A 14827-nucleotide genomic window follows, 5' to 3' on the forward strand; every position below is an offset into this window, starting at 1 on the left:
AATATTTCTTATGGGCATCATAGATGAGGCAAAAAGGGGTCAGATAACAGATGAGATGAGGGCAATAAGTAAGCTAGAAGGTATACCAGTAGAGAAGGTCAGAAATAGGATAAGTGAAGGTAAAATAATGTTGATAAGAAATGCGAAGTACCCCAGTAGAAAACTTGTCCCAATAGGTAAGGGACTAACTACTAAAGTTAACGTAAACATAGGCACTTCAAGTGAGGTTGTAGACTTAGACATGGAATTACAGAAGGTAAAGGTTGCAAACAAGTGGGGAGATACTCTAATGGATTTATCAACGGGAGGAGACTTAGATGCCATAAGGAGGGATATAATAAAGGCATCAGATCTACCAGTTGGTACAGTCCCAGTTTACCAAATTTTCATAGAGTCCTTTAAGAAGAAGTCTGGAGGAGCGTATTTTACTGAAGATGAATTACTAAACACAGTGGAAAAGCACTTAAAGGATGGGGTTGCATTCATGACAATTCACGCTGGAATAACTAAGGATTTAGCTATTAGGGCGTTAAAGAGCGATAGGATTATTCCAATAGTCTCAAGGGGAGGGGACATGATAGCTGGTTGGATGATACACAATAACTCGGAGAACCCCTATAGAAAGAACTGGGATTACGTGTTAGAAATGTTTAAGGAATATGATGCTGTAATCTCTTTGGGAGATGCCTTAAGACCTGGAGCTACTGGAGACGCTCATGACGAGTTCCAAATTGGAGAACTATTGGAAACCGCTAGGCTAGTTAAAAGTGCGTTGCAAAAGGGTGTGCAAGTTATGGTTGAGGGACCGGGACACGTACCGCTGAACGAAATAGCTTGGGACGTTAAGTTAATGAAGAAGTTAACTGGTGGTGTACCATATTACGTTTTGGGTCCCTTGCCCATTGATGTAGGTGCACCCTATGATCACATAGCCTCTGCAATAGGTGCGGCAATATCATCAGCTAGTGGTGTTGACTTATTATGTTATCTAACCCCAGCTGAGCACTTAGGGTTACCAACTGTTAAGCAAGTTGAGGAGGGGGCAATCGCTTATAGGATTGCTGCCCATGCAGGTGATGTGGTTAAGTTAGGCAGGAAAGCTAGGAAGTGGGATGACGAGGTCAGTTATTATAGGGGGAAACTGGATTGGGAGAACATGATTTCTAAGCTAATAGATCCGCAAAGGGCTTATCAAGTTTACACTCAGTTTGGTACTCCTAAAGTGAAAGCTTGTACCATGTGTGGTGGATATTGTCCAATGATGTGGGCTATGGATCAAGTTAGGAAGATAGGTTCTTCATCATCCCTATAAGTACGGATTCGTATTTTTATTTTCAAACAACAACACTTTTTTATGGATAAAACAGTTTTAGACGCGAGTTTAGAACCTTTAAAGGGAAAGACAATAGCCGTAATTGGTTACGGTAACCAAGGGAGAGTTCAAGCTAATATTATGAGGGAAAATGGTCTGAACGTTATTATAGGAAACGTTAAGGATAGGTATTACGATTTGGCTATAAAGGAAGGGTTTGAAGTTTACGATATAGGTGAAGCAGTGAAGAAAGCTGATGTTGCCTTTCTCCTAATTCCAGATGAAATAATGAAGGAAATTTATGAAAAGAAGATTGCCCCAATTTTAGAAGGCAAGAAAGAGTTCGTATTGGACTTCGCCAGTGGATATAATGTGGCCTTTGGACTTATTAGACCACCTAAAAACGTTGATACTGTTATGGTTGCTCCCAGAATGGTTGGGGAAGGGATTATGGATTTGCATAAACAAGGGAAAGGTTATCCCGTATTATTGGGAGTTAAACAAGATGCATCTGGAAAGGCATGGGATTACGCTAAGGCAATAGCCAAGGGTATAGGTGCAATTCCAGGAGGGATTGCAGTTATTTCATCATTTGAGGAGGAAGCGTTATTAGATTTAATGAGCGAACACACTTGGGTGCCAATATTGTTTGGGGCAATAAAGGCTTGTTTTGACGTTGCTGTAAAGGAATATGGGGTATCTCCAGAAGCGGCGTTGTTGGAGTTTTATGCCTCTGGGGAATTGGTTGAGATTGCTAGACTAATTGCTGAAGAGGGTATATTTAATCAAATGGTTCACCACAGTACTACTAGTCAATACGGTACTTTAACGAGAATGTTCAAATATTATGACTTAGTCAAGGAAATTGTTAAAGATGAGGCAAAGTACATATGGGATGGTAGTTTCGCTAAGGAGTGGACATTAGAACAACAAGCTGGATACCCCGTATTTTATAGATTGTGGGAATTGGCTGTACAGAGCGAAATGGCTAAGGCTGAAAAGGAGTTGTATAAAATTCTAAGAAGAAAGGTAAGCGATTAAAAATTACGCTAAGACATTACAGCGTTTACCCGTTGCGTAACTTATCCTTACTTTTAATTCCGTCACGGGCACCCTATATAGGTTGAAAGGACCCACGTGGCAATGTTAGCTAATACTATGCTTGAAATATGACTGAAAGATTTATTACTGAACGCCACTTTTTAAGGGATCATGCACACTCACCCTTAAGTCATTAGGCCCTAGTCGAGGGAAACACCTATATAGGTTTATTAGTCGAGGAGAGTAATACTCTCCTCGACTGGGGAAACATGGTCGAGAGGGAAACTGAAGCGAAGTCTTCGGGTAGTGGCGTGACAAACCCCTACCATCGGACTGAACATTGTGATAAAATTCACGCATATAGGTGTGATAAAGAGGTAGGGGTAATAGGGATAGATGTATCAAAGGACCATTTAATTACAAGTAGGGGGAGGGTGAGAAGATACGAGAACAGTAAGAAGGGTTATGAGGAAATCCTCAAGATGAAACCTTGCACAATAGTCCTAGAGCCTACCGGAGTATATGCAATAAAGCCTTCACAATACTTCAAGGAGAGAGGGGTAAGAGTACTACAAGTCAGCCCAAACGTGTTATCAAGAGAAAAGGAGTTTAGGGGAAAGAAAACAGATTTTTACGACGCAGAAAAATTAGAAAACATGGTCGACAAGGCTAAGGAGTACGATTACAACCCCTTAAAGGAATTAGTAACACTCTACCTCTTCCTAAAGGACATAGAGACGAAATACAAGAACAGGCTAAAGAGAGCACTATTCCTAGTAAGCGATAACGATAAGGTAAGCAAGGACAGGTTGGAAAAACTTGCGAAAGGAGATTTCACACAGGAAGAACTATACCAACTTGAATACACCCCCTTAGTACTTGAGGAAATCAAAATCCTGGCTAAAAACCTCCTAGAAACGCAAGAGAGGTTGAAGGAGGTTAGGAGGATGATTGAGGGGCAAGTCCCTCAAGACCACGTCCTATTAACGATACCAGGTGTTGGGAGGCTTGCAGCTGGGGTTATTATTGGTGTTGTTGGTGATGTTAGGCGTTTTCCCAAGCCAGAATCATTTGTTGCCTATTGTGGTCTAGATCCCGTAGTGGAGAGGAGCGGGAAGGCTGTGGTAAGTAGGGGGATTTCCAAGAGGGGTAATAAGTACTTGCGTAGCTTGTTCTACTTTTTAGCAATGAGGAGTTATTCTAGGAACCCAACCTTATTGAAGTTTTATGAAACACACAAGGATAGGTTGAAGGGTAAGAAGTTGTATGTCGCTTTGGCTAGGAAGTTGGCAAGGGTTGTTTGGAGTGTTTGGTATAATAATAGGCCTTATGAGCCTAAATAAGTAAGCCCTCCCCCGAATCACCACGTGGGTTGAAAGGACCCACGTGGCAATGTTAGCTAGTACTATGCTTGAAGTTTGAGCGAAAGATTTATTACTGAACGCCACTACCCTCCCATCCACACTTTTATCACTTCCCAAACCTCGTGAGTAGTACCCGTCATCAGTTAGGGGGATCATCAATAAAAAATACATTAGTAATAATATATAGACATAAACTCACATCAAAACGATATTTAGAATTGATTAAAACTAACTAGTAGTTACGTAGAGGCGTTATAGTCTTTTTCTTGTTAGCTTAGTCAATTTCCATAAATCCAATTATTATGACCTTTTCGTTTTGGAAGGGTAAAGTTTGGCGAAAAGTGCCAATAGCTAATAATAGTCTCATTTAACACTGCTAAGCAGTAATTGTTTAAATATATATAAGTTAAGTATACAGTATGACCTTCTCAATAGTCATTTACGACCCAGAGGAAAAAGCTTGGGGAGTGGGAGTGGCAAGTAAATTCTTAGCTGTAGGAGCTTTCGTACCTTGGTTGAGACCGAATGTGGGTGCAATAGCTACTCAAGCCTTAGCCAATTTAACTTATGGTGTAAATGGTTTATCATTACTAGAAAAGGGCTATAGTGCATCAGATACCATAAGAGTTCTAACTGAGTCTGACCCTTTAAGGGAAAAGAGGCAAGTCGGTATTGTCGACACTAAGGGAAGTGCGGCAGCATTTACAGGAAAAGAATGCTATTCATATGCTGGACATATTGTTGGAAATAACTTCACTGTACAAGGCAATATATTGGCCGGAGAAGAGGTTCTAGAGAGAGTGTCCCAAGCGCAAATAATTGAATAAATATAGTATGATAGAAAAATAATTTTATAATTAATTAAGAATAAAATATAATTATATCTTTCAGTATAACGAGAGATTAAGCTTATATTGTAATGGAAAATAATCAAGTATAGAGAAAAACAGAATTTCCAACATAGTCCACACTACCTTGATCAACTCTCGCGGTACAAGTTAGTGGGCGAGTTGACTCTCCGGAACACGCGATAACACAGAAGTGTAGATGTAGGAGTTGTAAATCAACGCGATAACGTAGACAAAGAACTCGACCATACCCTTTTCAGTAGCGTAAGGCCTCCAATACCTCCTCAAGAAGATCCCAAAGAACTCCACATACCTCCTGAAACTAGAGAAACCTATCAACCAGGTCGAGGACTTCCCCACGAAGCCCCTATCCACTACCTTATAACCGCTGCGAGAGAAGCCAACCTTATTGTCCGGAAAATTGGCCAGTTCCACTTGAATCTCGTGAACTATCATTGTTGGCGACATGAGGTTGAAGACCTTGAAGCCGAAGTAACTCCTGTTCCTCTTCTTTGTAAACTCTCCCTTGAACCTCCTCCTCGCTTTGCACTTAATGTAAAAGAAGAGCGTGTTAGCCGCCTCCCTGTACTTCCTCTGCCTTAGGTCTAGCTCAAACTTCTTCTTCAATGTTTCCTTGTTCCTCTTCCCGAAGGGTACCTCGATTAGGAAGGAATCCACGATCCACAGCTTTCCAACCTTTCCGTATAACGCACTGCTAGGTAAGTAGTCGGCAAGTCTACTCATCTTCCCCTCCAACTCCTTGGCGTACTCCTTGAACAGAGTCTTTACCTCTCCCCTAAATTTCTTTGCCCTCCTATGGATCTCCGACTTAGACTTGTACTCGCCTAGGAACCACCTTACCACCACGTCTGACTCGTAGTAGCTCCGCACGTCCCTGTAGGAGCACGTCCACACAATCATTACTATTAACGCTCTCAATATGAAGAGGTCAGAGAGACGCGACAGCACTTCAGACGTGATCAGCATGTAGTTCATTTTCACAAGTGTTTTATGCCTTGCTGATAAATGTTCATAGGGAACCGGGCCGTTGTAGTATTCTATCCAATGCTTCATGTGAATCGGTACTACATCGTCCCGGTTCCCTTTAAGTATTACGCGACTTTTTGCTTCAAGCGAAAATTCAAAATTTCTCAGTAATTCACGATATCTTTTGAATTATTATCTATAAACCTTTACATAGATTTATTCAATTATTTGCACTTGGGACACTCTCTAGAGGCTATGGCAAAGGAGGCAGAAAGTAAGGGCAAAATTTACGAGAAAATTCTTAGAGCGCTAAAGGCTGGGGAAAGTAAGGGTGGAGATAGGAGGGGAAAGCAGAGTGCTGCAATCATTGTTGTTAAAACTGTTGATAAGAGCGAGAAGGAGATTGATCCCTTGATTGTAGGGAAGTATGTAGACTTAAGAGTTGATGATAGTCAAGATCCCTTAAAGGATCTGGAAAGGCTTCTGGACTTATGGGTAGCTACTTTTATAGAAGAGGAGATGGTTAACGTTAAGGATTATGAGAACCAAATAAGACAAGCATTAAACAAGTGGGGATATAATGATTTGAGAACTTGGGTTGAGATGAATAACTTAGAGGGAAAATATACGGGGGATAAGATAGGTAAAACGGTGTTGAAGATCTTGCTATCCAAAGAATAGGTAACTTACTACATTTATGACGAAAACTGATATTTTTATCGAATTATATAATATAAACACTAACAACATAATGAGATTATTAACTCAACTATTTTTTCCTTAAATCTATTAACTATCTTACTAGATGGCATTTCGTTCTATGTCGAAAGGTTAAGAGTTTAAAAATTAATCTTCTATATAATGAGAAATAAAAAGATTAAATAATTAAACATTCATCTTTTAATTATGCAGTATAAATGGATTGCCTTAAGCAATACGACAATTGGAGTGTTAGTGGCTTCAATAAATGGTACAATAATACTAATCTCATTACCGGCAATATTTAGAGACATTAGCATTAACCCTTTCACTTCCTTTCAATACTTATTATGGATATTAACGCTAATGAAATACTTAGGAATTTAGTAGACGAAATGTTAAGCGATGTGGAAAATATCCCAGAACTACTACAAGGTTTAAGTAAAATACTTTCTAAAATAGGAAGCTCCAAAGACTAGGACTGCCTACATAATGGTCTAGATAGTTAATTTCAGGCTTCCCAGTATAACAATTTATCCTGGACGGCTGATCCCATACCATACCGTTTCTCACCAAGTTATCCCATTCCTTCTTGCAAAAGCTTAGATCACCGACACCCTTCTTATAAGCTAACCAGCAAATGGCAAATACTAGTCTAGGCCAAGAGGAGTAAGTTTGAACACTCAAGTTAACAATCTTACCGTTTTCATCAACTAGATTGGGAACACAATAGGGAGAGGCATTACCATTAAGTCTTATAATACTTTCTAAAGCACTCTTTATCATATTTTCATCGACAATATTTTCCAATTCCAATAAAGTAGTAAACCACTCACCGTATAGTTGGGCAAGAAATGAAGCCTTATCAACACCGTCCCATGCCTTGAAATACTTACCGTTGAACATTTTCCTAAACGCTTCTCTAGCAACATTTAACTTTTCATTAATAAAACCAACATAATTGCTGTCGCCAACTAACTTTGCAATTTCTCTCATTGCAATTAAAGAAGCTATGAAAAGTGAAGAGGTGTAACTATCATGGCCCTTAATTATGGTAGCGTCAAATGCGTTATCCATTTCTCCTTCCATGAAAGGCAAGCCGTCTCTACACTGTCTTAACTCCCAATCCATGACTTTAACTATAGTTGGGTAAACCTCTTTCAAGAAGTCGATATCGTTAGTGAACTTAAAGTACCTATAAACCAATAATATTAAGCTAGGATTCATATCCTTCCACTTAGGAGGAGAAGTAGTGCCATCAATGGGAGAATCCAAGGAGTGAAAACCCAGATCGTGGGGAACATAACCATCATTCCTTACGTAACTAATCAATAGCTTTAAAAACAACTTCTCCAACTCTGGGAACATTAAAATCACTGGTAGGGAGCCAAACTCATAACAGGTACCAATTGTACCTAAATATGGACAATTCTGCGGGGCTTCATAAATTGCAAATCTACCCTTCTCATCTAACCAAGTATTGGAGGATAGAATGTATGAACTATTTATTATTGCATCCCTTAACCACTCCTCCTTCACATTTACAATATTGTGAAATATATCCTTTCTCAAGTGATCAAAGTTGTCCAAGAAATATTTCGCAATTTCTGAGGAATCCTTAAAGAAGTTCTCATAGTAATGCCCATAGGGGTAAAAGACGTGTTTACCATTGAAATACCATGCAAACACATATCTCATTTCCTCCCCTTCTGATATTATAATACTTGCTGGATCATCCCTATGACCAGTTACCTCGTGAGGATTGTCCTCAATTTCCTCTCCCCTATTCAATTTAACCCAAGGCTCCTCGTTTTCGTATTGTGATAGCCAAAAGTTCATCGTCTCACTTGGTTTCCTCTTAAGGTTGTATTGCGTTATAATATCACTCACGTTGTTTGATATTAACGTAGTATTTCCCTTTGCCGGATCGTAATCGTTTGCCTTTAAGTTCTTATGAATAACGCCATTCCTTATACTTTCATTTACCCTCCCAATACTCACACTACCAACAATGTTTGGGAAGGATATTGCTACCTTTCCCTCCTTAATACCCTTAACTTTTAAACTAATTCCTATTGCAGGTAAGGATGAGTTCTTCAAGTCATTGGGGATTATTGGCGAAAACGCTTCCAATTCCACTTCAACTTCATTACTCTTTCCCACTACTTTGACAACTGGATATTTTCCCTCATAAATAATTTCCCCTGGAAACTCACTTACCTTATATATTCCACCGTCCTTTTGGAAGATGAATCCCCTCTTGTCTTTAGGTTTTATGAATACGTGGAATCCTCTTAAAAGCTTAATGGGATTGCCCCAATTATTCCTTATCGTAACGTTGATTATTCTCACCTTGTTGTCGATTTCCAGTTTTCCAGTGCCAATTCCTCCCAGTGGAACTCCAGCCACTATCCTATCCTTGTCAGTGTATTTAACCATGTCTTGTTATTTGAATAATAAGGTAAAAAAGGTTTAGAGTTTTTCGTTATTAAAAAATTATTAGAGGAGAGTTTCATAGAAATTCGATATTGTCCATGAGAAGTAGGCTGTACCATTGGAAGTCATTGTTCCCCATTCCGTACCGAACTCCCAATCCGTTAAGTAATAGTTTGTAATGTTGTAGCTTGCGAAATTATTTAACGCTTTGATGAACAAGTTGGGCTCATATGCGACGTAACCATTTGTGACTTTCCAGCCATCTGGTCTAAATGCTATGTACTCCCAACCTCCCCATGGGACGTTCTTCATCTTCCACACTTGGAAAGTGGCGTTGACTAGAGTGTGATTAATATATATTGGGATTACTACTTCTCCAACTTGTTGCCCAGCAGGCTGTAAATTCTGACTAAATAACCAGACCATTATCTCAATGTCCCCATTACCTGGAGCAGTTCCGGGACTAAATGCTATTTGAGGCCTAACTATCCAAGCGTCAGACGCAATATCGAAATTTATTGACGGGTCTAGCTTAGTTAAGTTTATGTAAAACGATACCATAAACGGTGTCATATTGCCTATCCTCATTGGGAATATGTTACCTGCATATGAAGTATCCCAGGGTTTTCTGCCCACGTAAATTTCCGGATAGCCATTAGTCCACTGTAATGGATTAACTTGCGTTAAGTTGAAACTAACAGAGAGCGTACGAGTAAGCGGGTTAAAGACCATGGTATAGTTGCCATTCCAAGTTTTAGCATTCCACATGTTCACTTCAAGATAAAATGATGGTACAGTTGAGTTATTTAGATAAACTGGAGTTGGTGAACTAGCAGAGGATGTAACATAGATTAGCTGAGGAATAGAAGATGTAGTGGGCGTTACTGTTGTAGGTACGGTATTGGTTGTTATGCTCATTAAAGTTGTGGTTTCGTTAGTGGTGACAGTTATCGATGATGTTTTGACATTAGGTGACTGATGGTGTAGGTAAATAGCTCCACCAATTACACCCACAACTATTATTACAATTATCGGAACTATAATGATATATAATTTATTCATTATCATATATCACCTAGCTGACTTTCTCCCCGCCCTGAAAGGGCGATGGTTCCCCTTCCAGAGGGATCATCGTTCCCACCATCGATTCGGGTTTACATCTCTCATCTGGTGGGCAGTCGAGTGGATCAGAGATCCACTCCCATTCGAATAGGGGACTTTCATCCATAACGTCTAGTCCCTTAAGAAATACTAGATGCTCCTCCCACAGTCCCATTAAGCCCTCAATCGAGCTGGGGAGCTTCCGGTATAAAAACTTTTCCTTGAAAATCGAGCATAATTCACACTACTTACGCAAGTGATGAAACCTGCTTTACTCACTAGCATCAAAGGGCTTATTATAATACAGCACAGCCCAAGTAATAACAGCCAACTTCCTTGCACATGCAACAATCAACTTCTTACCCTTTAACCTACCCTTGTGCTCCTCATAAAAACGCTTGATAACAGGATTAACCTTGATGGCAGTCAAAGCTGCAAGATAGAAAGCCCTCCTCAAAACAGCGTCACCTTTTTTAGAAATACCTCTCGATACAACACTCTTACCACTAGACTCAACAACTGGGTCAAGACCACAATAAGCAACAAACCTCTTCTTATCACTAAAGCGCTTAACATCACCAACCCTAGCCAAAATAATACAACCCAAGGTTTTACCAATACCAGGAATAGTGAAAATCAAACTATCCTTGGAAACAACATTCTCAAGCTCTTTCTCAATCTCCCTCTTCCTAGTTTTAAGCCTCTCAAGCTCCTCCAAAAGAAACCTAACCTCAGCCAAGACAATACTATCCCCACCCCTCAAAACCTCCTCCAAATTCCTCTTTGACAAACTATCCCTATAGCCTAGAAGTACCAAATCCCTCCTCAACCTATTCTTAACCCTAGCAATACTCCTAGTAACAAAATCCCACTGGCTAGTCAACTCCCTAGCATCACTTGTTGTAAACCCACTACACATACTTACAACTAATTCCGCAAGCTTTTTAGCATCATTCTTATCACTCTTCTTACCCCTAAAATCCTTGAACTTCTTGAGAATAAAGGGATTAATGATCCTAACATCATACTCACCCATCAAGTACTTTGCTAGGTTAACGTGGTAAACTCCAGTACTCTCAATACCCACTTTGCAACCCTTAGGTAAGATCTTCCTTATCTCCTCATAACCTCGCTTATCATTAGTAAACTCGTAGAGTTTACCTTGAAAATACACGATTAATTTATCTTTTGATACATCTATTCCTGCAACTGGGGCCTCCAATTATACTCACCCTTATGTTTTATTCGGGCTTTTTGCCCAACTTCCGGTCCGAATTGGAGGCGGCCAAGCTCCCCATCGGGCTTTAAGCCCAAGGAGCGTCACGGCCTACACCCCAGTCAGATCTGTATTACACAGATCTGACTAATATGTTTTATATAAGGAGCGCCGTTAGCATCACTAAAAGATATCTCAACAAGGAAGTATTTAAATATAAGGGGCTATCCATCCCCGCTGGCGAGGCTTTCCTCCCCCTTAACCTCCAATTTTTGTAAAGTGAAAAGGTTTACGGTTAACTTTTATTAACGAATTAGCTTTTTATTCTTAGCTCACTATATCTCTTATGGATTTAGTTGAGAAGTTGAAGAACGACGTGAAGGAAATAGAGGATTGGATAATTCAAATTAGGAGGAAAATTCACGAGAATCCTGAACTTTCCTATAAAGAGTATAGCACCTCTAAACTAGTGGCAGAAACGTTAAGGAAATTGGGAATAGAAGTAGAGGAGGGCGTTGGATTACCCACTGCAGTAGTTGGTAAGATTAGGGGAAATAAACCCGGGAAGACAGTTGCCTTAAGAGCGGATATGGATGCCCTCCCCGTAGAGGAGACTAGTGACGTAGAGTTCAAGTCCAAGGTTAAAGGGGTAATGCACGCGTGTGGTCATGACACTCACGTAGCAATGCTCTTAGGTGGAGCTTATCTCTTGGTTAAAAATAAAGATTTAATCAGTGGCGAAATTAGGTTAATATTTCAGCCCGCAGAGGAGGATGGAGGATTAGGAGGAGCGAAACCAATGATCGAGGCTGGAGTCATGAATGGTGTAGATTACGTATTTGGTATACATATATCCAGTAGCTATCCATCTGGAGTCTTCGCAACTAGAAAAGGTCCAATAATGGCTACGCCAGATGCGTTTAAGATTGTGGTTCACGGAAAGGGCGGTCACGGTTCTGCTCCTCATGAGACCATAGACCCAATTTTCATATCATTACAAATAGCCAACGCAATTTACGGTATAACAGCTAGGCAAATCGATCCCGTTCAACCCTTCGTCATATCCATAACTACGATACATTCTGGGACAAAGGATAATATAATACCAGATGACGCTGAAATGCAGGGAACGATTAGAAGTCTAGACGAGAATGTTAGGAGTAAGGCTAAGGATTACATGAGGAGAATAGTTTCATCAATATGCGGAATTTATGGTGCAACTTGTGAGGTCAAATTCATGGAGGACGTCTATCCAATTACAGTAAATAACCCAGAAGTAACTGATGAGGTGATGAAAATTCTATCTTCAATATCCACAGTCGTTGAGACTGAGCCAGTTCTAGGAGCTGAGGATTTCTCTAGGTTCCTACAGAAAGCTCCCGGTATGTATTTCTTCCTGGGAACTAGAAATGAGAAGAAAGGTTGCATATATCCCAACCATAGCTCTAAGTTCTGCGTAGATGAGGATGTGTTGAAACTAGGTGCTTTAGCCCACGCATTATTGGCAATAAAGTTCAGTAACAAATAAAGGATTTAATAATTAAGTGATTATTGGAAATGGATAAGGAAAAGGTTCTAAATATTTTGAGGAATTCCTCAAACTTACCCTTAGATTTAATTAGGAGACTCCTTTCAGACAAGGATAAGGATATTAAACACGAAGCGTGGAATTACGTTATTTCGAACGTAAGGGATAAGGATTTCCTATTGGAACTTTTATCATTTCACGATACTGGGACTAGGTATAGAGCGTGGAATAGTGTTCCTGAGTTCGTAGAGAGGGGTATATTAACTTTGGAAGAGGTTATCAAAAGAAAAGAACATTTCCTTGAAATGCTAAAAGATAGCAATAAGGTCGTAAGGGCGCTATCTTGGTATGTTACGTTAAAACCCCTACTAGAAATGAATGTGGTAAGTCTAGGAGAAGTTCTTAGCTATTCGCCTTTCCTATGTGAGTTAATTAACTCAGAATTTCATGAAGTCGTAGAAGGAGTTATGCAGGAGTTTAAGATCACGTGCAAATTTATATAGAATAGAAGATGTGGTTATTCATATAAATATATGAAATTTATTTTCGTCTATTTTACTTATGAAATACCTTATATAAGTATTATAGATCTTTTCCCGAAATCCTTTTATTTCTAACTTATAATTAGCTGATTAGATTGATTTCAATTATCATACCGGCATTTAATGAGGAAAGAAGAATTGGTAGGACGTTGGAGAAAATATCGTCAACACTACCTAATGCTGAAATAGTGGTAGTATTTGATGGACATGATAATACGCCAGAGGTTGTTAAGAAATTTCCCGTAAAGCTCCTAATAAGTGAGAGCAGACTTGGTAAAGGGGGAGCGATAAAGAGAGGAATTAATGAAAGCAATTTCCAGAGAGTTTTGTTATTAGATGCCGATTTTCCCATAACTGAGGAGGAATTAGATAAAATCTTAAGCACTGACGCTGACCTAGTCATACCTAAGAGGAAAATTGTGGGGATGCCATTAAAGAGGAAGTTCCTACATAAGGGATTTATAATAATTACTAAGATACTCTTTCCGTCGCTAGCAAAATTTTCGGACTTCCAAGCTGGTGTTAAGCTAGTAAATAGGGAAAAGGTTTTAGATATATTAGACGAGTTAATAATTAACGATTTTTTATTCGACGTTAACTTAATTTACGGATTTAAACGTAGACATTATAAAGTTAAAGAAGTTGAAATAAATTATATTCATGATGAGAGTGATAGTAAGATATCTAAAAAGTTAATAAAAGTCATAATTCTAATGTTCCTCTCCTTGATAAAATTAAGAGTATATTATTCTCCGTTTAGGAAAATTCTATACACTAAAACTTACCTTAAAGCACAGGACTACATTTTACGAAAGCTTAGATAGCCTACTAATTATTATTCTTGAAATCAAGTTAAAGGTACCTGCAAAAAGGGCGATCCAGTAATAAGTTGTGGGATAACTTTCAACTAAAATTGTTACCATAACGTTTTTGTAAAATACAGTCATGTTCTGGCTCCCTATTATAAATAATGGATATTTCGTTGGAGTAACATACCCTACCACGTAATTAAATAATAAGTAAAATAAAAGAGGATCCAACAAGTAAAGATAGCTTATCCAAGTTATTAATAGGTAGTTATTGATTACGTCCTTTTTCAAGGCGAGATAAATGTAATAGAGGGAAACACTTATCACATAAAATCTAAATGCGAACAAAATATAGTTTATTATTATACCTATTTCCAACTCTTTACCTAGAAATTCTAGATAAAATGAGAAGAGGCTATCCTTAATTACTACCATTCCTCCAGCGGAATAATACCACCAATAACCTGGTAATAACGCTACAAGTACATTTAGTAACATGCTTATAGTCAATATTAACGTTCTTTTTGTAACTATCATATCATCTCACTTTGTGAAAAAGTTGTGTTGAACATCTTCATCACTATCGTCAAGTTATATGAATTATCGTGAATAGCCCTCTCGAACATTTCCAAATTAGTCACAACCACACTAATGTTCTTTACCTCATTAGGGTTAATTGTTACCGGTTTTGATAAGTAAGTGTAATCCCCAGTTACGTTTAGTAAGGTTATTGGGAAGTTGAGAGTATTGTTAAAAGTTAAGATTAACTGGTTATTGGAAATAACTAGACCTATTTTTGGTTGCGAAGTGAATAATATGAGTATGGTGGAGTTGATTTGGTTCAAAGTTGTTTGAAGTAAACCGTTGAAGTTATTAATCATGGCAAACTGAACAATTAGTACTGAAATGAACACTATTAAACCTATAATTTTACCTAAATCCAC

14 protein-coding genes and 2 pseudogenes are annotated in these 14827 nt (G+C 38.8%); 9 read left to right on the top strand and 7 right to left on the bottom strand.

The genetic code is table 11. From position 1 onward, the window contains the following. Positions 1 to 10 precede the first annotated feature (10 nt). From thiC to SSOP1_RS09875, 4 genes and pseudogenes are all read left to right on the top strand, one after another. The gene (thiC, locus tag SSOP1_RS09860; protein WP_009992597.1) at positions 11 to 1312 is read left to right on the top strand and encodes a phosphomethylpyrimidine synthase ThiC; all 1302 of its coding nucleotides are present in this window, start codon (positions 11 to 13) and stop codon (positions 1310 to 1312) included. Between the two features lie 42 nt (positions 1313 to 1354). After that, complete coding sequence (gene ilvC / locus SSOP1_RS09865) at positions 1355 to 2353, top strand: ketol-acid reductoisomerase (RefSeq protein WP_009992598.1); 999 nt, start codon at positions 1355 to 1357, stop codon at positions 2351 to 2353. 269 nt (positions 2354 to 2622) lie between these two features. Beyond that, positions 2623 to 3696, top strand: a complete 1074-nt coding sequence (locus SSOP1_RS09870; RefSeq protein WP_010923665.1) for an IS110 family RNA-guided transposase — start codon at positions 2623 to 2625, stop codon at positions 3694 to 3696. 440 nt (positions 3697 to 4136) lie between these two features. Next, positions 4137 to 4526 (top strand): annotated as a pseudogene (locus SSOP1_RS09875) (DUF1028 domain-containing protein); the annotation flags it as partial. Positions 4527 to 4715: 189 nt separating this feature from the next. Here the strand turns inward: SSOP1_RS09875 and SSOP1_RS09880 are convergent. Then, positions 4716 to 5639 carry an IS5-like element ISC1290 family transposase gene (locus SSOP1_RS09880; RefSeq protein ID WP_010923140.1) on the bottom strand — a complete coding sequence of 308 codons (924 nt, stop codon included), beginning with the start codon at positions 5637 to 5639 and terminating at the stop codon, positions 4716 to 4718. Positions 5640 to 5750: 111 nt separating this feature from the next. Here SSOP1_RS09880 and SSOP1_RS09885 point away from each other — a divergent pair, with 111 nt between their 5' ends. Both SSOP1_RS09885 and SSOP1_RS09890 read left to right on the top strand, forming a co-directional pair. Further along, on the top strand, positions 5751 to 6233 hold the full coding sequence (locus SSOP1_RS09885) for a DUF1028 domain-containing protein (protein WP_269454402.1): 483 nt from the start codon (positions 5751 to 5753) through the stop codon (positions 6231 to 6233). Positions 6234 to 6458: 225 nt separating this feature from the next. Then, positions 6459 to 6611: pseudogene (locus SSOP1_RS09890) on the top strand (permease); the annotation flags it as partial. Positions 6612 to 6704: 93 nt separating this feature from the next. Here SSOP1_RS09890 and SSOP1_RS09895 read toward each other — a convergent pair. From SSOP1_RS09895 to SSOP1_RS09910, 4 genes are all read right to left on the bottom strand, one after another. After that, positions 6705 to 8690, bottom strand: coding sequence for a GH116 family glycosyl hydrolase (locus tag SSOP1_RS09895; RefSeq protein ID WP_009989082.1), 1986 nt, complete (start codon positions 8688 to 8690; stop codon positions 6705 to 6707). A gap of 60 nt (positions 8691 to 8750) precedes the next feature. Next, positions 8751 to 9755: a GH12 family glycosyl hydrolase domain-containing protein gene (locus tag SSOP1_RS09900; RefSeq protein ID WP_009989083.1), complete on the bottom strand. Its 1005-nt coding sequence runs from the start codon at positions 9753 to 9755 to the stop codon at positions 8751 to 8753. A gap of 7 nt (positions 9756 to 9762) precedes the next feature. Then, entirely contained in the window at positions 9763 to 9963 is a 201-nt protein-coding gene (locus SSOP1_RS17935) for a hypothetical protein (RefSeq protein WP_014511727.1), read from the bottom strand. 96 nt (positions 9964 to 10059) lie between these two features. Beyond that, entirely contained in the window at positions 10060 to 11010 is a 951-nt protein-coding gene (locus tag SSOP1_RS09910) for an IS110 family RNA-guided transposase (protein ID WP_010923668.1), read from the bottom strand. Between the two features lie 340 nt (positions 11011 to 11350). Between SSOP1_RS09910 and cpsA the strand changes: the two genes are divergently transcribed. From cpsA to SSOP1_RS09925, 3 genes are all read left to right on the top strand, one after another. Further along, a complete protein-coding gene (cpsA, locus tag SSOP1_RS09915; RefSeq protein WP_009991759.1) occupies positions 11351 to 12532 on the top strand; it encodes a carboxypeptidase CpsA in 1182 nt (393 codons plus the stop codon). A 29-nt stretch (positions 12533 to 12561) separates the two neighbouring features. Beyond that, entirely contained in the window at positions 12562 to 13035 is a 474-nt protein-coding gene (locus tag SSOP1_RS09920) for a HEAT repeat domain-containing protein (protein WP_009991758.1), read from the top strand. 134 nt (positions 13036 to 13169) lie between these two features. Beyond that, positions 13170 to 13898, top strand: a complete 729-nt coding sequence (locus tag SSOP1_RS09925; protein ID WP_009991757.1) for a glycosyltransferase — start codon at positions 13170 to 13172, stop codon at positions 13896 to 13898. Here the strand turns inward: SSOP1_RS09925 and SSOP1_RS09930 are convergent. Together SSOP1_RS09930 and SSOP1_RS09935 are read right to left on the bottom strand one after the other, a co-directional pair. Further along, a complete protein-coding gene (locus SSOP1_RS09930) occupies positions 13881 to 14420 on the bottom strand; it encodes a hypothetical protein (protein ID WP_009991755.1) in 540 nt (179 codons plus the stop codon). The two genes, SSOP1_RS09925 and SSOP1_RS09930, sit on opposite strands and share 18 nt — an antisense overlap. Next, the gene (locus SSOP1_RS09935; protein ID WP_009991754.1) at positions 14417 to 14827 is read right to left on the bottom strand and encodes a hypothetical protein; all 411 of its coding nucleotides are present in this window, start codon (positions 14825 to 14827) and stop codon (positions 14417 to 14419) included. The genes SSOP1_RS09930 and SSOP1_RS09935 overlap by 4 nt, the downstream gene beginning before the upstream one ends.

It is taken from the genome of Saccharolobus solfataricus (assembly GCF_900079115.1).
GTDB lineage: Archaea > Thermoproteota > Thermoprotei_A > Sulfolobales > Sulfolobaceae > Saccharolobus > Saccharolobus solfataricus.

Excerpts from the sequence above, each read along its gene's own strand:
- thiC (WP_009992597.1), top strand. The coding sequence starts at position 11 with ATGGGCATCATAGATGAGGCAAAAAGGGGTCAGATAACAGATGAGATG.
- ilvC (WP_009992598.1), top strand. The coding sequence starts at position 1,355 with ATGGATAAAACAGTTTTAGACGCGAGTTTAGAACCTTTAAAGGGAAAG.
- SSOP1_RS09870 (WP_010923665.1), top strand. The coding sequence starts at position 2,623 with ATGGTCGAGAGGGAAACTGAAGCGAAGTCTTCGGGTAGTGGCGTGACA.
- SSOP1_RS09880 (WP_010923140.1), bottom strand. The coding sequence starts at position 5,639 with ATGAAGCATTGGATAGAATACTACAACGGCCCGGTTCCCTATGAACAT.
- SSOP1_RS09895 (WP_009989082.1), bottom strand. The coding sequence starts at position 8,690 with ATGGTTAAATACACTGACAAGGATAGGATAGTGGCTGGAGTTCCACTG.
- SSOP1_RS09900 (WP_009989083.1), bottom strand. The coding sequence starts at position 9,755 with ATGATAATGAATAAATTATATATCATTATAGTTCCGATAATTGTAATA.
- SSOP1_RS17935 (WP_014511727.1), bottom strand. The coding sequence starts at position 9,963 with ATGGGACTGTGGGAGGAGCATCTAGTATTTCTTAAGGGACTAGACGTT.
- cpsA (WP_009991759.1), top strand. The coding sequence starts at position 11,351 with ATGGATTTAGTTGAGAAGTTGAAGAACGACGTGAAGGAAATAGAGGAT.
- SSOP1_RS09920 (WP_009991758.1), top strand. The coding sequence starts at position 12,562 with ATGGATAAGGAAAAGGTTCTAAATATTTTGAGGAATTCCTCAAACTTA.
- SSOP1_RS09930 (WP_009991755.1), bottom strand. The coding sequence starts at position 14,420 with ATGATAGTTACAAAAAGAACGTTAATATTGACTATAAGCATGTTACTA.